The 18,781-nt window shown below is 71.4% G+C and carries 18 protein-coding genes; 10 read left to right on the top strand and 8 right to left on the bottom strand.

Annotated elements, in window-relative coordinates:
• Positions 1-138 precede the first annotated feature (138 nt).
• Both ACIRQF_RS17150 and ACIRQF_RS17145 read left to right on the top strand, forming a co-directional pair.
• Complete coding sequence (locus tag ACIRQF_RS17150) at positions 139-1,575, top strand: gamma-aminobutyraldehyde dehydrogenase (protein ID WP_376636536.1); 1,437 nt, start codon at positions 139-141, stop codon at positions 1,573-1,575.
• Positions 1,576-1,719: 144 nt separating this feature from the next.
• A complete protein-coding gene (locus tag ACIRQF_RS17145; RefSeq protein WP_404093616.1) occupies positions 1,720-2,883 on the top strand; it encodes a PotD/PotF family extracellular solute-binding protein in 1,164 nt (387 codons plus the stop codon).
• Here the strand turns inward: ACIRQF_RS17145 and ACIRQF_RS17140 are convergent.
• Complete coding sequence (locus ACIRQF_RS17140; RefSeq protein ID WP_404093024.1) at positions 2,825-4,099, bottom strand: threonine/serine exporter family protein; 1,275 nt, start codon at positions 4,097-4,099, stop codon at positions 2,825-2,827. The two genes, ACIRQF_RS17145 and ACIRQF_RS17140, sit on opposite strands and share 59 nt — an antisense overlap.
• A 214-nt stretch (positions 4,100-4,313) precedes the next feature.
• Between ACIRQF_RS17140 and ACIRQF_RS17135 the strand changes: the two genes are divergently transcribed.
• The 4 genes from ACIRQF_RS17135 to ACIRQF_RS17120 all read left to right on the top strand — a co-directional run bounded on the left by ACIRQF_RS17135 (position 4,314) and on the right by ACIRQF_RS17120 (position 7,557).
• Positions 4,314-5,777: an APC family permease gene (locus ACIRQF_RS17135; protein WP_404093021.1), complete on the top strand. Its 1,464-nt coding sequence runs from the start codon at positions 4,314-4,316 to the stop codon at positions 5,775-5,777.
• Entirely contained in the window at positions 5,774-6,214 is a 441-nt protein-coding gene (locus ACIRQF_RS17130) for a hypothetical protein (RefSeq protein WP_404093018.1), read from the top strand. The genes ACIRQF_RS17135 and ACIRQF_RS17130 overlap by 4 nt, the downstream gene beginning before the upstream one ends.
• Before the next feature lie 230 nt (positions 6,215-6,444).
• Complete coding sequence (locus ACIRQF_RS17125; RefSeq protein WP_404093015.1) at positions 6,445-6,972, top strand: HXXEE domain-containing protein; 528 nt, start codon at positions 6,445-6,447, stop codon at positions 6,970-6,972.
• A gap of 30 nt (positions 6,973-7,002) precedes the next feature.
• Positions 7,003-7,557 (top strand): hypothetical protein, encoded by a 555-nt coding sequence (locus ACIRQF_RS17120; protein WP_389752256.1) that lies wholly within the window; start codon positions 7,003-7,005, stop codon positions 7,555-7,557.
• Here ACIRQF_RS17120 and ACIRQF_RS17115 read toward each other — a convergent pair.
• The 6 genes from ACIRQF_RS17115 to ACIRQF_RS17090 form a co-directional block, all read right to left on the bottom strand.
• The gene (locus tag ACIRQF_RS17115; protein ID WP_404093013.1) at positions 7,523-8,698 is read right to left on the bottom strand and encodes a serine hydrolase domain-containing protein; all 1,176 of its coding nucleotides are present in this window, start codon (positions 8,696-8,698) and stop codon (positions 7,523-7,525) included. The genes ACIRQF_RS17120 and ACIRQF_RS17115 overlap by 35 nt on opposite strands.
• Before the next feature lie 96 nt (positions 8,699-8,794).
• Positions 8,795-9,499: a response regulator gene (locus ACIRQF_RS17110; protein ID WP_389752252.1), complete on the bottom strand. Its 705-nt coding sequence runs from the start codon at positions 9,497-9,499 to the stop codon at positions 8,795-8,797.
• Positions 9,496-10,656, bottom strand: a complete 1,161-nt coding sequence (locus ACIRQF_RS17105) for a sensor histidine kinase (protein ID WP_404093010.1) — start codon at positions 10,654-10,656, stop codon at positions 9,496-9,498. Before ACIRQF_RS17105 ends, ACIRQF_RS17110 begins: the two co-directional genes overlap by 4 nt.
• Positions 10,656-11,435, bottom strand: a complete 780-nt coding sequence (locus ACIRQF_RS17100) for an SAM-dependent methyltransferase (protein WP_404093008.1) — start codon at positions 11,433-11,435, stop codon at positions 10,656-10,658. Before ACIRQF_RS17100 ends, ACIRQF_RS17105 begins: the two co-directional genes overlap by 1 nt.
• Positions 11,432-12,121 carry a glycerophosphodiester phosphodiesterase gene (locus ACIRQF_RS17095; protein WP_404093005.1) on the bottom strand — a complete coding sequence of 230 codons (690 nt, stop codon included), beginning with the start codon at positions 12,119-12,121 and terminating at the stop codon, positions 11,432-11,434. The genes ACIRQF_RS17100 and ACIRQF_RS17095 overlap by 4 nt, the downstream gene beginning before the upstream one ends.
• 19 nt (positions 12,122-12,140) lie before the next feature.
• On the bottom strand, positions 12,141-13,166 hold the full coding sequence (locus tag ACIRQF_RS17090) for an adenosine deaminase (RefSeq protein ID WP_382478010.1): 1,026 nt from the start codon (positions 13,164-13,166) through the stop codon (positions 12,141-12,143).
• Positions 13,167-13,241: 75 nt separating this feature from the next.
• Here ACIRQF_RS17090 and ACIRQF_RS17085 point away from each other — a divergent pair, with 75 nt between their 5' ends.
• Positions 13,242-13,880 carry a DUF4190 domain-containing protein gene (locus ACIRQF_RS17085; protein ID WP_376636513.1) on the top strand — a complete coding sequence of 213 codons (639 nt, stop codon included), beginning with the start codon at positions 13,242-13,244 and terminating at the stop codon, positions 13,878-13,880.
• 172 nt (positions 13,881-14,052) lie between these two features.
• Here ACIRQF_RS17085 and ACIRQF_RS17080 read toward each other — a convergent pair whose 3' ends face one another.
• Positions 14,053-14,595, bottom strand: coding sequence for an NADAR family protein (locus tag ACIRQF_RS17080; RefSeq protein ID WP_382478012.1), 543 nt, complete (start codon positions 14,593-14,595; stop codon positions 14,053-14,055).
• Positions 14,596-14,770: 175 nt separating this feature from the next.
• Here ACIRQF_RS17080 and ACIRQF_RS17075 point away from each other — a divergent pair, with 175 nt between their 5' ends.
• From ACIRQF_RS17075 to ACIRQF_RS17065, 3 genes are read left to right on the top strand one after another with little or no spacing between them, the layout of a single operon-like run.
• Positions 14,771-16,285 carry a gamma-aminobutyraldehyde dehydrogenase gene (locus ACIRQF_RS17075; RefSeq protein ID WP_404093001.1) on the top strand — a complete coding sequence of 505 codons (1,515 nt, stop codon included), beginning with the start codon at positions 14,771-14,773 and terminating at the stop codon, positions 16,283-16,285.
• Between the two features lie 49 nt (positions 16,286-16,334).
• The gene (locus ACIRQF_RS17070; RefSeq protein ID WP_382478016.1) at positions 16,335-17,585 is read left to right on the top strand and encodes a PotD/PotF family extracellular solute-binding protein; all 1,251 of its coding nucleotides are present in this window, start codon (positions 16,335-16,337) and stop codon (positions 17,583-17,585) included.
• 41 nt (positions 17,586-17,626) lie between these two features.
• On the top strand, positions 17,627-18,775 hold the full coding sequence (locus tag ACIRQF_RS17065; RefSeq protein ID WP_376638805.1) for an ABC transporter ATP-binding protein: 1,149 nt from the start codon (positions 17,627-17,629) through the stop codon (positions 18,773-18,775).
• The last annotated feature ends 6 nt before the right edge of the window (positions 18,776-18,781 follow it).

Raw genomic sequence — 18,781 nt, 5'->3', positions numbered from 1 at the left:
TCTGATCTCACCGAATCCGAAGTTGCGGGGGGTCGGGCCTGTTGAAAGCGTCAGTGGACCGATTAGGCTGAGGTGTCTCGCCCATCGGGACACCGCACGATGGAGTGCGGAGACAGAACGTGACAGGAGGGGTGGCAAGTGACCACCGAGCTGCGCCGGCTGCGCAACTACATCAACGGGGAGTTCCGGGATGCGGCCGACGGCCGCACGATCGACGTGATCAACCCGGCCACCGGTGAGGTGTACGCCACCTCCCCGCTGTCCGGCCAGACCGACGTCGACGCCGCCATGGAGGCCGCCGCGGCCGCCTTCCCCGCCTGGCGTGACACCACGCCGTCGGAGCGCCAGAAGGTGCTCCTCAAGATCGCGGACGCCTTCGAGGAGCGCGCCGAGGACCTGATCGCCGCCGAGGTGCAGAACACCGGCAAGCCGGTCGCCCTCACCGCGAGCGAAGAGATCCCGCCGATGGTGGACCAGATCCGCTTCTTCGCGGGTGCCGCCCGGATGCTCGAGGGCAAGTCGGCCGGCGAGTACATGGAGGGCATGACCTCGATCGTCCGCCGCGAGCCGGTGGGCGTCTGTGCCCAGGTCGCGCCGTGGAACTACCCGATGATGATGGCCGTGTGGAAGTTCGCCCCGGCCCTCGCCGCGGGCAACACGGTCGTCCTCAAGCCCTCGGACACCACCCCGGCCTCCACGGTGCTGATGGCCGAGATCATCGGCGCGATCGTCCCCAAGGGCGTCTTCAACGTCGTCTGCGGCGACCGCGAGACCGGCCGCGCCATGGTCGAGCACCCGACCCCGGCGATGGCGTCCATCACCGGTTCGGTCCGCGCCGGCATGCAGGTCGCCGAGTCGGCCTCCAAGGACGTCAAGCGCGTCCACCTGGAGCTGGGCGGCAAGGCCCCCGTCGTGGTCTTCGAGGACACCGACATCGCCAAGGCCGTCGAGGACATCGCCGTCGCCGGCTACTTCAACGCCGGCCAGGACTGCACCGCCGCGACCCGCGTGCTGGTCCACGAGTCGATCCACGACGAGTTCGTGGCCGCGCTCGCCAAGGCCGCGACCGACACGAAGACCGGGCAGCCGGACGACGAGGACGTGCTGTACGGCCCGCTGAACAACGCCAACCAGCTCAAGCAGGTCAGCGGCTTCATCGACCGCCTCCCGGCGCACGCCAAGGTCGAGGCCGGTGGCCACCGGGTCGGCGACAAGGGCTACTTCTTCGCCCCGACCGTCGTCTCCGGCCTCAAGCAGGACGACGAGATCGTCCAGAACGAGGTCTTCGGCCCGGTCATCACGGTCCAGTCCTTCACCGACGAGGCGCAGGCCCTGGAGTTCGCCAACGGCGTCGAGTACGCCCTGGCCTCCTCCGTCTGGACCAAGGACCACGCCCGCGCCATGCGGATGTCCAAGTCGCTCGACTTCGGCTGTGTGTGGATCAACACCCACATCCCGCTCGTCGCCGAGATGCCGCACGGCGGTTACAAGAAGTCCGGCTACGGCAAGGACCTCTCCGCGTACGGCTTCGAGGACTACACGCGCATCAAGCACGTGATGACCTCCCTGGGCTGATCCGCCCGGACCCGAGGCCCCGGCACCCGTGATCGACAGGGTGTCGGGGCCTCGGCGTCCCGGTCGACGGAGCGTCCATTGCCGCACGTCGGACGGGCCCACGATGCTGTCGGGGTGACAGCGAACGTACCCGCCAGGAAGACCGTGTCCCGTCGTGCCCTGCTGCGGGGGATCGGCGGCAGCGGCGCCGCGGCCCTGCTCGCCGGCTGCGGAGTGCCCGCCGCCTACGTCGACCCCGAGGACCGCGCCGGCCGCGACCTGTCGGCGCGGGACCGCGTGCTCGACTTCGCCAACTGGCCGCTCTACATCGACACCGACGACGCCGACCCGTCCCGGCGGCCCACCCTCGACGCCTTCCGGAAGCGCACCGGCATCTCCGTGCGCTACACGGAGGAGATCAACGACAACGACGAGTTCTTCGGCAAGATCGGTCCGGCCCTGATGAACCACCAGGAGACCGGCCGGGACCTCGTCGTCATCAGCGACTGGATGGCCGCCCGCTTCGTGCGCCTCGGCTGGGTGCAGGAGATGGACCGCGCCAAGCAGCCCAACGTCGCCAGGTACCTGGACCCGCTGCTGCGCACGCCCGCCTTCGACCGGGGCCGGCTGCACGCCGTGCCGTGGCAGTCCGGCATCACCGGCATCGCGTACGACCGCAGGCGGCTCGGCCGCGAGATCCGCTCCACCAAGGAGCTGTGGGCCGACGACCTGCGCGGCCGGGTCACCCTGCTGTCCGGACTCGACGAGTCCTTCTCGCTGCTCATGCAGGGCAACGGCGTCGACGTCACCCGCTGGACCGCGGACGACTTCCACGCGCTGTGCGAGCAGATCGAGGGGCTCGTCCGGAAGAAGCACATCCGCCGCTTCACCGGCAACGACTACATCAAGGACCTGTCGACCGGCGACGTGCTCGCCTGCCAGGCCTACTCCGGCGACGTCATCCAACTCCAGGCCGACAACCCGGACATCGAGTTCGTCGTGCCCGAGGAGGGCGCCGAGCTGTGGGCCGAGTCCTTGATGATCCCCAACCTGGCGCAGCACAAGACCAGCGCCGAGCAGCTCGTCGACTACTACTACGAGCCCGAGGTCGCCGCCGAGCTCGCCACGTGGGTCAACTACGTCTGCCCGGTGCCCGCCGCCCGCGACGTGCTGGCCGACTCGGGCGACGAGGAACGCGTCGCGCTCGCCGAGGACCCCCTGATCTTCCCGGACGACGCGATGCGCGAGCGGCTCGCGATCGCCCGGGACATCACGGCCGATGAGCGGACCGTTTTCGCGAAGCGCTGGAACTCGATCGTCGGTCTGTGACGGGCACCAGCGTCGCCCCGAGCAGCATGCCGACGGCGATGGCGGTGACGATCGTGACCAGCTTCAGCAGGTCCTGGAAGCCCTCGACGGCATAGCCGCCGGCCAGGGTCGTCAGGCCGCGCATGCCGAGCGACCCGACGGTCAGGGTGAAGAAGCCGGGGAGGAGCAGCACCAGACGGGGCGGCCGGTGCGGCGCGCGGCCCAGCAGTGTCGCCGTGGCCGCCAGCACCGCCGCGGCCACGAAGGTGCCCGCCACCTCGCCCGCGAGCCCGGTGACCAGGGACTGCACACCGACCGTGAGGTAGACCAGGGCGAGCAGGCCCCAGAAGAACCTGCGGGGGACGGCGAAGGCGAGCACCGTGCCCGCCGTGAACACCACCCAGGCCAGGAACAGGGCCCAGCGCGGGAGGTCCGCCTCCGCCGCCACGTCGAAGAGCGCGCGGCGGGAGGTGCCGGTCAGGGCGAGGCCCAGCAGGACGCCGACATAGAGCTGGACCAGCAGGAAGGTCGAGTAGACCAGCCGGACCGCGCCCGTGGTGATCCGGCCGGCGGCGAGTTCGGCGGTGGCCGCGCTCAGGTAGTCGCCCGGGACGAAGAAGAACAGCGCCGGCAGCATGAGCAGGACGGGGCCGCCGTGGGCGGCATCGCCGGCGAAGGCCAGCAGGGTGACGACGGACACCACCGTCGACACGACCACGGGCAGCACCGTGGCCAGTCGCGGGACCCGGTCGGCGGCCACGGCGAGGGTGGCCGCGATCGTCGCGAGTACGGCGGTGGTGCCCACCTCGTACCAGGTCGGCTGCATCAGCGGCGCGAAGCCGAGCGAGAACAGCACGATGCCGAGCAGCTTCAGCCACCACGGGTAGGGCGGCGGGGACTGCTCGATGCGGGCCAGGCGCCGCCCCGCCCCCGGCACGTCCAGGCCTCCCGCCCGGATGTCCGCGACCAGCGGCTTGAGGGCGGTGACCCGGTCGAGCCGGAAGACCTCGGGAAAACCGCGCACGGTGACCGTGCGGGCGCCGTCCCGCGCCGTGACGGTCAGCGCGGCCCCGTCGGGGACGAGCAGGACGTCGGCGTCGCCGCCCAGTCCCCGCGCCGCGGCCCGCACGGTCTCCTCGATGCTCTCGGCGCCCTCCCCGCTGGTGTCGAGCAGCAGCCGGGTCAGCCGGGTCAGGAAGCCGGTGAGCTCGTCCAGTCCAGCGGCGCGTGGGTTCACGGCCCTCTCCCTCCACGCTCCTGGCACCCGCGGCCTCCAGCGTGCTCCGGTCGGGTGGGAGGGGCGATGCCGCGCCGTCCGAACGGGTGAGGGGCGGCGGCCGACGGGTGGTCCCGCCGGACCGTTGACCCGGACGGCCCTGCCCGTCGTGCGTCCGGGTGGCGGCGCCCCGACGCTGACAGAGCCGCTGTCACCCAGCCTTCAGGGAGAGCCCATGGCATCGATGGACGTTCCGGCGGACGTGCCGAGGCAACCGGAGCGAGCCGCCACGAGACCGGCGACGCCGATGATGACGTGGGTGACGCTGGCGCTGATGACCACCGCCTCGGTGGCCAGTCTGCGGGCCGCCCCCACGATGGCCGTGTACGGCCTGGCGTGCGTGTTCCTCTACCTGGTCCCGGCGGTGGTCTTCCTGCTGCCGACCGCGCTGGTCTCGGCGGAGCTGGCCTCGGGATGGTCGGGCGGCGTCTACCGGTGGGTGAGCGAGGGGCTGTCCAAGCCGCTCGGATTCCTCGCGGTGTGGTGCCAGTTCGCGATGACGATCTTCTACTACCCGAGCCTGCTCGGGTTCGTCGCCTCCACCATCGCCTACATCATCGATCCGGCCCTCGCCTCCAGCGGCCCGTACACCGCGATCGTCATCGTGGTCCTCTACTGGACCGGTGTGTGGATCTCCTCGCGCGGCACGAAGGCGCTGGCGGGGCTCGCCAGTTGGGGCCTGATCATCGGCACCCTGATCCCCGGCACCCTGCTCGTGGTCCTCGGCATGGTCTTCCTCGGCCAGGGCAACCCCTCGGCCGCCCCGATGACCGCCTCCCACCTGCTCCCCCAGTGGACCGGTCTGGCGAGCCTCGTCCTGATCGTCAACAACTTCCTGTCGTACTCCGGCATGGAGATGAACGCCGTCCACGTCTCCTCCCTGAAGGACCCGGGGAAGGAGTACCCGAAGTCGATGTTCCTGGCCACGGGCCTGGTGCTGCTGATCTTCATCCTCCCGGCGCTCGCGATCAGCTGGGTCGTTCCCGCCGACCAGCTCAGCCTGACCGCCGGAGTGATGCAGGCCTTCGACGCCTTCTTCTCGTACTTCCACATCGGCTGGCTCACCCCGATCGCCGCCGTCATGCTGATCTCCGCGTCCCTGGCGGGCATGCTGACCTGGCTGGCCGGACCGTCCAAGGGCCTGCTGGAGATCTCCCGCCAGGAGGGCTACCTGCCGCCGTTCCTGCAGCAGCTCAACAAGTACGGCATCCAGCAGAACATCCTGGTCACCCAGGGCGTCGTCACCACCGTCATCGCCCTGGGGTACGCGCTGATCCCCAACGTCTCCAGCGTCTACTGGATCTTCTCGGTCATCACCACGCAGGTGTACCTGATCGTCTACCTGCTGATGTTCGCCGCGGCGATGCGGCTGCGGAAGACCCAGCCCGACCACCCCCGCGGCTACCGGGCCCCCGCCCTCGGCGTCCTGTGCGTCGTCGGCCTGCTCGCCTCCCTTGCCGCGCTCTGCATCGGCTTCGTCCCGAGCTCGCAGTTCGGCAGCGGCAGCGTCTGGCTGTACATCGCCATCGTCGGCGGCGGTCTGCTCATCCTCGGCTTCCTGATCCCCTGGGCCTTCCTGAAGTTCCGCAAGCCGAGCTGGCGCACCGCGGCGGCGGAGCAGAACGGAGACGCGTCATGAGCCCCACCGAATTCGCCTCCCAGCACAAGTGGATCTACATCGGCGCGATCGTGGTGCTGGTCGGCCTGGCCGTCGCCGGTCTCGTGAAGTACGCGACCGTCACGACCTCCAGCCAGTCCGCGGCGAAGGCGAACCAGCTCGCCGACGCCGCGGTGGCGGCCGGCTACCCCCGCCCCGACACCGACGTCATCGAACAGGTCCTCGGCACGGACGGCGGCGTCGTCTGCAAGAGCCCCGCCTCCGCCCTGAAGACGGCGCTCTGGAAGATCAACCTCTCCAACGGGGCCTCCTTCGTCGGGCAGCGGCCGGTCATCGCCGACACCCGTCTGCTGCGCGCCGGGGCCAAGATCCTGGAGATCTACTGCCCGGACAAGCTCGCCGAGATCCAGGAAGAGATCGCCGACCTGAAGACCGACGACACGGTGCGGCCCAAGTGAACCGCCTGGCCACGCCGCTGCTTCGTGGCGCCGCTTCGTGGCGCCGGCCGCCCGGCGCGTGGCCGTCCGGCCGCCTCACCGCGTGACGCGTGACCGCGTGACCGCGTGACCCGTGACCCGTGACGCGTGACCCGTGATCGCCCGGCCGTCCGACCGCCTCACCCCCTCACCGCGTGCCCGGTTCCGCCGTTCCGGGGAACCGAAGCGCGTGGTGCGGGAGTTGGGCGGGTATGGATCATGAACTGAACCCCCTCGTCACCTATGGCCTGTTCGCCGCCTGGGCGCTGCACGACGCAGAGGAGGTGGCCTTCGGGCCGCGCTGGCTGCGGGAGAACCTGCCGCGGCTGAAGGAGCGTTTCCCGGGGGTGCCGGAACAGGTGTGGCGGGCGGCCGGCTCGGTGGACGACCGCGAGTTCCGGGCCGCCGTCGTGGTGATGGCGGTGGTCGTCGGCTCGGCCGCCGTCGCCGGCGGGCGCTCGGGCGGGCGGTCCGCCTTCTACCAGGGGGCGTTGAACGGCTTCGGGCTGCACGGTCTGGTCCACCTCGCCCAGGCGGCCGCCGTGCGCGGGGTCACGCCCGGCTCGGTCACCTCGCCGCTCCTCGTCGTCCCCTTCACCCTGTGGGCCCGCGGCCGGCTTAGGCGGGCCGGGGTGCTGCGGCCCGCGCGGGCCCGGGACGTGGTCACCGGGCTGGCCGTCGCGGCGGGCGCCACGGTCCTCTCGCACACCGTGGCGCGAAAGGTCGCCCCCCGTTTTTGAACGCGTTCATGGTGGGCGTACGCTGCCCTCATGAGCGACACGAACGGGCCGAGAGCCCTCCTCAAGCGCATCCGCGTCTGGCTGGTCGTCTTCATCGTCTGTCTGGTGCTCAGCGGGGCCACCGCCTTCCCGCTGGTCACCGAACTGCGGCTGCTCGACGGCGCCCTGGCCTCCTGGGCCGCCCCCGTCGCCGACGCCCTCCCCGGCCTCGCCGAGTGGATCACCCGGGTACGGACCGGGCTCGAAGGGGCCGACGCGCAGGCCCCGTACCTGCTCTACGGCACCGACTGGCTGGCCTTCGCCCACCTCGTCATCGCCGTCGCCTTCTACGGGCCCTACCGCGACCCGGTCCGCAACATCTGGGTGATCGAGTTCGGCATGATCGCCTGCGTCGGGATCGTCCCGCTCGCCCTGATCTGCGGACCGGTCCGCGGCATCCCCTTCTGGTGGTCGGTGATCGACATGTCCTTCGGGGTCCTCGGCATCCTGCCGCTGCTCGTCGTACGCCGGCTGATCAAGCGCCTCGAAGCGCTGGAGACCGCTCCCGTGGTCACTTCGACGGCAGGCCGTACGTCGCCAGCATGATGTTCATGGCGACCTTGTTCATGTCCTTGCCCTTGGCGTCGGTGGAGTTGACGCTGTAGACGAGGGTCCGCTCGCCGTGGCGGGTCGAGGCGATGGCCGTGTTGTAGCCCCAGCGGCCGCCCGTCTTGCCCCACACCTCGCGCCCGCCCAGCTTCTTCATCGACAGGCCCACCGCGTAAGCGGCCGGGGCGCCGGTCGTGACGTCCGCGACCTTCGGCAGCGTGAACATCTCCTCCAGGAGCGGTCTGCGCACCACCCGCCCGGCGAACAGGGCCTTCGTGAACCGCTCCAGGTCCGCGGTGGTGGAGATCAGGTCGCCGGCCGCCCAACCGTCCGTCGCGCCCCACACGCTGACGTCGCGCAGGCCGGTCGTCCCGTCCTCCAGCCGCATCCGCTGGTAGCCGTGGTTGTGCCGGCCCTCGATCCGCGGGCTCGTGCCCGGGAGGTACGTGTCGCGCAGGCCGAGCGGCCGCAGCACCCGCGCCGTGACCTGGTGCTCGTACGATTCGCCCGTGACGCGCTCGACGATCAGGCCGGCGATCGTGTAGCCGATGTTCAGGTAGTGCTGCTTCTCGCCGGGAGCGAACTCGCGCGGCTGCGAGGTCGCCGAGCGCACCAGGTCCCGCGGGTCGTACGTGACGAAGCGGCGCGCGTACCACTCCTCGACCGTCTCGCCCGGCAGGTTCGCGGCCGGGATGCCGTGGGTGTGGTTGAGCAACTGCCGTACCGTGACCCCCTCGTACGCGGCCGGGATCAACTCCGGCAGATACGAGCGGGCGGAGCGGTCCAGGTCGATCCGGCCCTCCCCGGCCAGCTGCAGGACGACCGCCGCGGTGAACACCTTGGTCACCGAGCCGGCCCGGAAGCGGGCGCCCGGGTCCGCCGGACGGCGGGACTTCACGTCGTGCACACCGGCGCTGCCCTGCCAGGCGCCCTCCGAGCCGCCGACCCGGACCAGGGCCGCCGTCGCGTCCTCCGACGGGAGGCCCGCGACGGCCGCCTCCAGCCCGGCGAAGGGGGCGGCGGCCGGTGCCGCGACCGCCGGAGCGAGGGGCGCGGCGCCCGCCGGCAGCACCGCGGGGCCCGCGGCGACGCCCAGGACCAGGGCGGTGGCGAGCAGGGTGCGGGTGGTGTTCCTCATGGTCGACTCCGTGGGTGTGAACCGTTGTTCTCGATGGCTCCATCCTGCTGACCTGCGGCGATCCGCGGATCGCCCGCACCGGCGGTCTGTGCCCGCCTAGTTTCTCGCCCGCCCGGGGGAGGCACCCGCGCCGCCGCCTCCCCCGGCCGGGGGAGCGCCCGCCGCGACGAGGCCCGTCTCGTACGCGCAGATCACCGCCTGGATCCGGTCCCGCAGTCCCAGCTTCGCGAGCACGTTCCCCACGTGCGTCTTCACGGTGTGGTCGCTCACCACCAGCTCGGCCGCGATCTCCGCGTTCGACAGGCCCCGCGCGAGCAGCAGCAGCGTCTCCCGCTCCCGCGCCGTCAGCACGTCCAGCCGCGGATCGGTCCGCCGGGGACCGCCGGAGGTGTACTGCTCCACGAGCCGCCGGGCCACCGACGGGGCCAGCAGCGACTCGCCCCCGGCCACCACCCGCACCGCGTGCACCAGGTCGTCCCTGCGCACGTCCTTCAGGAGGAAGCCGCTGGCGCCCGCGTGCAGCGCCTCGTACACGTACTCGTCCGAGTCGAAGGTCGTCAGCATCACCGTCCGGCAGGAGGACTCGGCGGAGATGATCCGGCACGCCTCGATGCCGTCCATCCGGGGCATCCGGATGTCCAGGAGCGCGACATCGGGCCGGTGCCGCCGCACCGCCGCCACGGCCTCGGCGCCGTCGCCGACCTCGGCCACGACCTCGATGTCCTCCTGGACGTCGAGGATCAGGGCGAAACCGCTGCGCACCAGCTCCTGGTCGTCCGCCACCACCACGCGCAGCGTCATCCCCGCACCTTCCGCATGTCCCGCTCCTCCAGCGGGAGCACCGCCCGCAGTTCGAAACCCCGCCCGTCCGGGCCCGGCCCGGACGACGCCGTACCGCCGTGGGCGGCCGCGCGCTCGCGCACGCCGATCAGGCCGTGTCCGCCGGCACCCCCGGGCCGCGGCCCGCGCCCGTCGTCCGTCACCCGGACCTCCACCTCGCCCCGGCCGTAACCGAGGCGCACCGACACCGAGCCGGCCCGCGCGTGCTTGACCACGTTCGTCAGCGCCTCCTGCACGATCCGGAACACGGTCGCCCCGGTCGCGGCGGGCAGCGGGCGCACGGTGCCCTCCGTCGCGTACCGCACGTCGAGCCCTCCGCCCCGCACCCGCTCGACGAGACCCGGCAGTTCGCCGATGCCCGGCTGCGGGTCCCGGGGCGCGGCGGACGAGCCCTCGTCCCGCAACAGCCCCAGCATGCCGCGCAGTTGCACCATGGCGTCACGGCCCGTCTCGGAGATCGCGTCGAAGGCCGCCTCCGCCCGCTCGGGCGCCACCCGCACCGCGGGCGGGCCGGCCTCCGCCTGCACGATCATCAGGCTCACCGCGTGCGACAGGATGTCGTGCATCTCCCGTGCGATCCGGGCCCGTTCACGAGCCGCGGCCCGCTCCGCCTCGACCCGGTGCTCCCGCTGCCGGGCCTCCGTGAGCCGGCCGAAGACGTACGCGGCCCCGAACACGAAGAGGGAGAAGGTCAGTTCGCGCGCCGACTGGGTGTTGAGCCAGACCGAGACGGGTACCGCGACCAGCATCAGCAGCCCCGTCACCAGGCGCTTCCACGGCGGTGACAGCACGGCGATCGTGTAGACGCTCACCAGTCCGGTGTACGGCAGCGGCTGTCCCGGGCCCTCCAGGGCGAGCCGGTAGAGCGCACTGGCCGCCAGCATCGCCAGGAGCACCGCCAGCGGCGCCCGCCGCCGCCACACCAGCGGCACGACCATGAGGGTGGTCAGCCCGTACGCCGGCCAGGTCGCCGGCTCCAGCTCGGGCGGGCGCGGCACCACGAACGGCATGGTCATGGCCGCCTGCACGAGCAGCGCCAGCCCGATGTCGACGGCCCACGGATTGGCCGCGGCCCAGCCGCGGAGCTCCCCGATCCGCCGTCTTCCCCCCTCCCGCATTACGGCTTGTGGCCCACCGCGCCGAACTGCGCCACCTCGGCTGCGTCCGGGGCGCCCCAGCGCGCGCACGACACGATGCCGGGTTCCAGGATGTCGAGGCCCTCCAGGAAGCCCGCGAACTCCTCCCGGCCGCGCGCCGTGATCGGCGGGGTCGCGTGGGTGTTCCAGAACTCCATGGCGGCCACGTTCGCCTCCCCGCCGAGGTCGGCGTCGTACGTCGGGTGGGTCAGCACGAGATGGCTGCCCGAGGGGACCGCGGCCATCAGGGTCCGTACGATCGCCCGGGCCTCGTCGGTGTCCAGGACGAAGTTGAGGATGCCGAGCATCAGGACCGCCACCGGCCGCGACAGGTCGAGCGTCCGGGCGGCCGCCGCCAGGATCTTCTCCGGGTCGCGGGCGTCCGCGTCCACGTACTCCGTGGCGCCCTCCGCCGAGCCGGTGAGCAGCGCCCGGGCGTGGGTCAGGACGATCGGGTCGTTGTCGACGTAGACGATCCGCGCGTCCGGGGCGACCCGCTGGGCCACCTCGTGGGTGTTGTCGGCCGTCGGCAGCCCCGTGCCGATGTCCAGGAACTGGCGCATCCCCGCGTCGGCCGTCAGGTGGGTCACCGCCCGCCCCAGGAAGGCCCGGTCCGCTCGGGCCACGGCCCCGATGCTCGGGTGGAACGACGTCACCTGGTCGCCGACGGCCCGGTCCACCGGATAGTAGTCCTTGCCGCCCAGCCAGTAGTTCCACACACGGGCGTTGTGCGCGATGTCGGTGCGGATCCTGTCGGTCATTCACGGACCTTTCGCAGTACGGCCGTCAGCGCGTCGACGCGATTGGTCGTGATCGAGTCGACTCCGTTCCGGATCAGCTTACGCATGTTGCGTTTCGTGTCCGGTGTCCAGACGGAGACGAGGAGTCCGTCCCGGTGCACCCGGTCCACGAGCTGTCGACCGGCCAGCCCGAAACGGTAGTTGAGCCACTTGGGGCGCACCGCGTCGAGCAGGACGGGGCGGGGCGGGGCCACGCTGTTCCAGGTCAGCGCGATCTCCGCGTTCGGGTCCGCGGCCCGGACGTGCAGCATGGCCGTGCCGCCCGCGCAGTAGTAGACGCGCTCGCCGGCACCGCACTCGCGGACCGTGCCCACGATCGTGCGGACCGAGCCCGCGTCCCCGCCCGGCAGGTCCAGCATCAGCCGCCCCGCACCGGCGGCGATCAGGGTCTCGCGGAGGGTCGGCACCCCGCCGTCGGTCAGCTCCGCCAGTTGCGAAACGGTGAGGGAGGTGAGCGGCCGTTCGTGGCCCCAGAGGCGTTTCAGGGTGTCGTCGTGCAGCAGCACCGGGACGCCGTCCTTGGTGAGCCGGACGTCGACCTCCACCGCGTCCGCGCCCCGCGCGATCGCCGACAGGACCGAGGGGATGGTGTTCTCGCGGACGCGGTAGGGGTCACCGCGGTGGGCTACGACAGTGAGAGGGGCCATGCCCTCATTCTGCTGAGGTTCAGCGCGCCAGCCACTGCTCCGTGTACGTGTCGATCTCCTCGATGATGCGGGCCTTGCCGGCCTCGTCCAGGAAGGAGGCCTCGACCGCGTTCTTCGCGAGGGCGGCCAGACCGCCCTCGTCCAGGTCGAGCAGCCGGGCGGCGACCGCGTACTCGTTGTTCAGGTCGGAGCCGAACATCGGCGGGTCGTCGCTGTTGATCGTCACCAGCACGCCGGCCTCCACCATCTGCCTGAGCGGGTGGTCCTCCAGGCGCTCCACCGCGCGCGTGGCGATGTTGGAGGTCGGGCAGACCTCCAGGGCGATGCGGTGCTCGGCCAGATGCTTGAGGAGCTCCGGGTCCTGGACCGAGCTGGTGCCGTGACCGATGCGCTCCGCGCCCAGGTCGTTCAGGGCGTCCCAGATCGTCTGAGGGCCCGTGGTCTCGCCCGCGTGCGGGACGGAGCGCAGGCCGGCCGCGCGGGCCCGGTCGAAGTACGGCTTGAACTGCGGACGCGGCACGCCGATCTCCGGGCCGCCGAGGCCGAACGAGACCAGGCCCTCCGGGTGCAGGTCGACCGCCAGGCGCGCGGTCTCCTCCGCCGCCTCCAGGCCCGCCTCGCCGGGGATGTCGAAGCACCAGCGGAGAATCACGCCGAGCTCCTTCTCCGCCGCCACGCGGGCGTCCTCGATCGCCGCCATGAAGGCGTGCTCGTCGATGCCGCGACGGGTGGAGCTGTACGGGGTGATGGTCAGCTCCGCGTAGCGGATGTTCTGCCGGGCCATGTCCCGGGCGACCTCGTAGGTCAGCAGCCGTACGTCCTCGGGGGTGCGCACCAGGTCCACGACGGAGAGGTAGACCTCGATGAAGTGCGCGAAGTCGGTGAAGGTGAAGTAGTCGGCGAGGGCGTCCGGGTCCGTCGGGACCTTGGAGTCCGGGTGCCGGGCGGCCAGCTCGGAGACGATCCGGGGCGAGGCGGAGCCCACGTGGTGGACGTGCAGCTCGGCCTTGGGAAGCCCGGCGATGAAGGAATGCAGGTCGGTCATCACGTCATCGTAGGCCGGGACCTTCCCCCGGAAGGACGAGGTCGTAGCATGGCGTGACCACGATGGGGGAGGCCCATGTCCGAGAACAACGACCAGCCGGTGGACCCGTGGGCGCCGCCGAACCAGGACGGCGTCGAACTGAGCAAGCCCGCAGCGGGCACCCCGGGCGGGGCCGTGCCGCCGCCCGTGCACAACCAGCCGACCGTGGCGTCGATGCCCGGCGTCGAGCTCCCGCCCCCGCCGGCCGCGCCCGGGGGCGGCTTCGGCTACCCGACCGCGCCCGCCGCGCCGCAGCAGCCGGGGTACGGCTATCCGGCCGCGCCGCCGTCGCCGTACGGCGGCTACGGAGCGGGGTACGGGCAGCCGGGCTGGGGGGCGTCGCCCTCCAACGGCATGGGGACCGCGGCCATGGTGCTCGGCATCATCGCCGTGGTCGGCTTCTGCTTCTACGGTCTGGGGACGGTGCTGGGCATCCTGGCGCTGATCTTCGGCGTCATCGGTCTCAAGAAGGCCAACCGGGGCGAGGCGACCAACCGGGGCATGGCGATCGCGGGCATCGTGCTCGGCGCGATCGGCGCCCTGGTGAGCTCGGTCTTCCTGGGCTTCATCATCTGGGCCATCGCCAACGAGGACTCCCTGAGCGACAGCTCCGACGACCCCTGGGCCACGTCCCTGGTCGTCGACGCGCGCGGACAGGACGCCCGGGCCCGGTGACACGGGGGCGGCGCGGGGGCCGCTCCCCGCGTCCCGCCCGTCCCGCGTCGCGGGCCCGCCCCCTTCGACGCGGCCCGCGCCGCCCGTCAGGGCAGCCCGCCCATTCGACGCGGCCCGCGCCGCCCATCAGGGCAGCCCGGTCCCCTCTCGCCCGCCCGAGCCGTGACCGGGATCACCGCAGCCGCTTGCGCGCCTCCATGAGCGCGAAGCCCAGCAGGTTCAGGCCCCGCCAGCGGTCGGGGTGCCACGCCTCCGGGGCGTCCGCCGCCAGACCGATGCCCCAGATCCGGTCGAGGGGGCTCGCCTCCACCAGGACGCGGGAACCCGTGCCGAGCAGATACGAACGGAGTGCCTCGTCCGAGGCGAACTTGTGCACACTGCCGGCCACGACGATGTCGTAGCGCCGCTCCGCCCAGGTCCGCTCGTCGAAGTTCCGGACCAGCCGGCCCGCCTTCTTCGCCTCCGCGGGCGACCGCGCGGAGAGGGCCGCCGCCTCCGCCTCCGCGTCGCCGAAGAGCCGCGCCTTCCCGGCCATCATCCAGTGCTCCGCCGTCGCGTACCGCACGCCGTCCACCACGAACGGTGAGGGCCACCACTGGCTGAGACAGCTCGCCGAGAGCTGTCCGTCAGGGCGCGGACGATGACCCCAGAAGTGCAGCCACTTGAGTGGCTCGCCGCGTCTGACCTGCTCCTTCAGTCGTTCCAGTTCGCTCATGCATGCCACTGTTTCAGTTGCCACGGACAGTCCGTACGGCAATTTCCCGCCGTCCTCGACACTTGGTCGACCGATTCCGTCGCGTAACCAAAAGGCAACAACGGAATCCCTTGTTGGACCTGGTGCCCTCTGTCAGGATCGGCACTCAACTCGAGCTGGAACAACGGAGAGCGTGATGGGCAACCGCTTCCAGGTGTCGGACCGTTTCGCGGACGGCGCGCAGTACATCGGGGGGCGGCTCCGCCCCGGGACCTCGGAGGACCGGCACAGCGTCATCGACCCGGCGACCGGGGAGATCGTCTACACGTACACCCTCGCCTCGACGGACGACGTCGACGCGGCCGTCGCCGCCGCCAAGGCGGCGTTCCCCGGCTGGGCGGGTGCCACCCCCGGCGAGCGGTCGGACGCCCTGCACCGGTTCGCCGGACTGCTGGCCGAGCGGGCGGACGACTTCGCCCGGGTGGAGTCCCTCCAGTGCGGCAAGCCCCTCAAGCTGACGACCGAGTTCGACGTGCCGGGGACCGTGGACAACACGGCCTTCTTCGCGGGCGCCGCCCGGCACCTCCAGGGACAGTCGGCCGGGGAGTACAGCGGGGACCACACCTCGTACGTCCGGCGTGAGGCGATCGGCGTGGTCGGCTCCATCGCGCCGTGGAACTACCCGCTGCAGATGGCGGCCTGGAAGATCCTTCCGGCCATCGCCGCGGGCAACACCATCGTGCTGAAGCCGGCCGAGCTGACGCCGCTGACCTCGCTGATGTTCGCGCAGGCCGCGACGGACGCCGGGATCCCCGACGGTGTCGTCAACGTGGTCACCGGAGCCGGCCGGGTCGCCGGCGAGCACCTGGTCGGGCACCCGGACGTCGTCATGACCTCGTTCACCGGGTCCACCCCGGTCGGCAAGCGGGTCGCGGAGATCGCGACCTCCACCCTGAAGCGGCTCCACCTGGAACTGGGCGGCAAGGCGCCGTTCGTCGTCTTCGACGACGCCGACCTGGAGGCCGCCGCCCACGGCGCCGTCGCCGCCTCGCTCATCAACAGCGGGCAGGACTGCACCGCCGCGACCCGGGCCTATGTGCAGCGCCCGCTCTTCGACGCCTTCGTCGCGCGGGTCGCCGAGCTCATGGAGTCGGTGCGGCTGGGGGACCCGTTCGACCCGTCCACCGACCTCGGCCCGCTCATCAGCCACGCGCAGCGCGACCGGGTCGCCGGTTTCGTGGAGCGGGCCCGCGGCTACGCCACGGTCGTCACCGGCGGCGAAGCCCCTGGCGGCGACCTGAAGGACGGCGCATATTATCGGCCGACCCTGATCACCGGAGCCCCGCAGGACAGCGAGGTCGTGCAGTCGGAGATCTTCGGACCGGTCCTGGTGGCCCTGCCCTTCGACAGCGACGACGAGGGCATCCGGCTCGCCAACGACACCCCGTACGGACTCGCCGCCTCCGCCTGGAGCCGCGACGTCTACCGGGCGAACCGGGCCACCCGCGAGATCAAGGCCGGCTGCGTCTGGGTCAACGACCACATCCCGATCATCAGCGAGATGCCGCACGGGGGCTACAAGGCCTCCGGCTTCGGAAAGGACATGTCGGCGTACTCCTTCGAGGAGTACACGCAGGTCAAGCACGTGATGTACGACAACACGGCGGTGGCGGCCAAGGACTGGCACCGCACGATCTTCGGGGACCGATAGCCGAGAGCCGTTCGACCAGCGGCGAACCCATCCCGAAAGGGCACAGCGCATGGAGCAGTACCAGTCGGACAGCCTGTCCGCCGCGCAGACAGCGGCGATGCGGCGCAGCCTCCTGAGCGGCCGGGGCGCGCTCACCCGCCGCTCGCTGCTGCGGGCGGGCGGCGTCGGCGCCCTCACCGTCGGCGGGCTCGCCGGCCTGACCGCCTGCGGCATCCCGCCCGCCAAGCGGGACGGGCAGGGCGGCCCCGCCTCCACCGACTTCTCGGCCAAGGAGAAGACGGTGAACTTCTCCAACTGGACCGAGTACATGGACGTCGGCGAGGACGAGAAGTCCCGCCCCACGCTGGAAGCCTTCGCCAAGCGGACCGGGATCAAGGTCAAGTACACCGAGGACATCAACGACAACGTCGAGTTCTTCGGCAAGATCAAGCCGCAGCTCGCGGCCGGCCAGGACACCGGCCGCGACCTGATCTGCGTGACCGACTGGCTGGCCGCCCGGATGATCCGGCTGGGCTGGGCGCAGAAGCTCGACGCGGCGCACCTGCCCAACGCGTACGCCAACCTGTCGACGCAGTTCCGGCGGCCCGACTGGGACCCGGGCCGGGCCTACTCGTACCCCTGGACCGGCATCTCCACCGTCATCGCCTACAACGTGAAGGCGACCGGCGGGAAGAAGGTCGACTCCGTCTCCCAGCTGCTCGACGACCCGGCCCTCAAGGGGCGCGTCGGCTTCCTGACGGAGATGCGCGACTCGGTCGGCATGACGCTGCTCGACATGGGCAAGGACCCCGGCTCCTTCACCGACGCCGACTACGACGCCGCCCTGGGACGGCTGCAGAAGGGCGTCGACAAGAAGCAGATACGCCGCTTCACCGGCAACGACTACACCTCCGACCTCGACAAGGGCGACCTCGCGGCCTGCCTCGCCTGGGCCGGCGACATCATCCAGCTCCAGGCCGACAACCCGGACATCAGGTTCGCCATCCCGTCCGCCGGCTACATCACGTCCAGCGACAACCTGCTCGTCCCGGCCAACGCCCGGCACAAGGCCAACGCCGAGAAGCTCATCGACTACTACTACGAGCTCCCGGTGGCCGCGCAGCTCGCCGCGTACATCAACTACGTGTGCCCGGTCGACGGCGTGAAGGACGAGCTCGCCAAGATCGACCCCGCGCTCGCGAACAACACGCTGATCGTCCCCGACAAGGCGATGGCCAGGAAGTCGCACGCCTTCCGCTCGCTCAGCAGCGCGGAGGAGACGGCGTACGAGGAGAAGTTCGCCAAGCTCATCGGCGCCTGAGTCCGTCGTCCACTCCCTCACCAACACCGGGACCGCAACCCATGACTGACAAGAACACCGGCGGCGACGTCCGACTCACCGGCATCAGCAAGTCCTACGGCTCCTTCACCGCCGTGCACCCCCTCGACCTGACGGTCCCGCAGGGCTCCTTCTTCGCCCTGCTCGGCGCCTCCGGCTGCGGCAAGACCACGACGCTGCGCATGATCGCCGGTCTGGAGGACCCGACGACGGGCACCGTCTTCCTCGGCGACCGCGACGTCACCGACCTCCCGCCGTACAAGCGGCCGGTGAACACCGTCTTCCAGTCCTACGCGCTCTTCCCGCACATGGACATCACCGAGAACATCGCCTTCGGCCTGCGCCGGCGCGGCATCAAGTCGGTGAAGAAGCAGGTCGACGACATGCTGGAGCTCGTGCAGCTCGGCGACAAGGCCCGGCACAAGCCGCACCAGCTCTCCGGCGGCCAGCAGCAGCGCGTCGCCGTGGCCCGCGCCCTCATCAACCACCCGCAGGTCCTGCTGCTCGACGAGCCGCTCGGTGCGCTCGACCTCAAGCTGCGCCGCCAGATGCAGCTGGAGCTCAAGCGCATCCAGACCGAGGTCGGCATCACCTTCGTCCACGTCACCCACGACCAGGAGGAGGCCATGACCATGGCCGACCAGGTCGCGGTGATGAACGGCGGCCGGGTCGAGCAGCTGGGCGCCCCCGCCGATCTGTACGAGAACCCGCAGACGACCTTCGTGGCCAACTTCCTCGGGACCTCGAACCTGATCGAGGCCGAGGTCGTCGAGACCGGTTCCGACGTCCTGGCCACCGCGGGCGGCAGCAAGCTCCGCGTCCCCGGCGAGCGCTGTACGGACGCCGTCCGCGTGGGCGGCAAGGTGCTCGTGGGCGTGCGCCCCGAGAAGATCTCGCTGGCGCACGCCGACGACGCGGGCGAGATAGCCGACGGCCGCAACCGGGTCACCGGCCGGATCGCCGACTCCTCCTTCATCGGCGTCTCCACCCAGTACGTGGTGAACTCGCCGGCCGGCGCGGAGCTCCAGGTCTACGAGCAGAACGTCGAGAGGGACGCGCGGCTGCGGCCGGGCGCCGAGGTCGTCCTGCACTGGAACCCGGCGCACACCTTCGGCCTCGACGCCGCCCAGGACATCGACGCGGGCGTGGAGACGGTGGAGGACTCCCTGTGAGCGACG

Origin of the sequence: Streptomyces sp. NPDC101191 (assembly GCF_044767915.1) — a bacterium.
In the GTDB taxonomy this organism is placed as follows: Bacteria; Actinomycetota; Actinomycetes; order Streptomycetales; family Streptomycetaceae; genus Streptomyces.
Note: the sequence above shows the minus strand (reverse complement) of the source record. Positions and strands in the feature narration are given on the sequence as shown.

Coding starts and splice junctions, on each gene's coding strand:
- ACIRQF_RS17135 (WP_404093021.1), top strand. CDS start 4,314: ATGGCATCGATGGACGTTCCGGCGGACGTGCCGAGGCAACCGGAGCGA.
- ACIRQF_RS17130 (WP_404093018.1), top strand. CDS start 5,774: ATGAGCCCCACCGAATTCGCCTCCCAGCACAAGTGGATCTACATCGGC.
- ACIRQF_RS17125 (WP_404093015.1), top strand. CDS start 6,445: ATGGATCATGAACTGAACCCCCTCGTCACCTATGGCCTGTTCGCCGCC.
- ACIRQF_RS17120 (WP_389752256.1), top strand. CDS start 7,003: ATGAGCGACACGAACGGGCCGAGAGCCCTCCTCAAGCGCATCCGCGTC.
- ACIRQF_RS17115 (WP_404093013.1), bottom strand. CDS start 8,698: ATGAGGAACACCACCCGCACCCTGCTCGCCACCGCCCTGGTCCTGGGC.
- ACIRQF_RS17110 (WP_389752252.1), bottom strand. CDS start 9,499: ATGACGCTGCGCGTGGTGGTGGCGGACGACCAGGAGCTGGTGCGCAGC.
- ACIRQF_RS17105 (WP_404093010.1), bottom strand. CDS start 10,656: ATGCGGGAGGGGGGAAGACGGCGGATCGGGGAGCTCCGCGGCTGGGCC.
- ACIRQF_RS17100 (WP_404093008.1), bottom strand. CDS start 11,435: ATGACCGACAGGATCCGCACCGACATCGCGCACAACGCCCGTGTGTGG.
- ACIRQF_RS17095 (WP_404093005.1), bottom strand. CDS start 12,121: ATGGCCCCTCTCACTGTCGTAGCCCACCGCGGTGACCCCTACCGCGTC.
- ACIRQF_RS17090 (WP_382478010.1), bottom strand. CDS start 13,166: ATGACCGACCTGCATTCCTTCATCGCCGGGCTTCCCAAGGCCGAGCTG.
- ACIRQF_RS17085 (WP_376636513.1), top strand. CDS start 13,242: ATGTCCGAGAACAACGACCAGCCGGTGGACCCGTGGGCGCCGCCGAAC.
- ACIRQF_RS17080 (WP_382478012.1), bottom strand. CDS start 14,595: ATGAGCGAACTGGAACGACTGAAGGAGCAGGTCAGACGCGGCGAGCCA.
- ACIRQF_RS17075 (WP_404093001.1), top strand. CDS start 14,771: ATGGGCAACCGCTTCCAGGTGTCGGACCGTTTCGCGGACGGCGCGCAG.
- ACIRQF_RS17070 (WP_382478016.1), top strand. CDS start 16,335: ATGGAGCAGTACCAGTCGGACAGCCTGTCCGCCGCGCAGACAGCGGCG.
- ACIRQF_RS17065 (WP_376638805.1), top strand. CDS start 17,627: ATGACTGACAAGAACACCGGCGGCGACGTCCGACTCACCGGCATCAGC.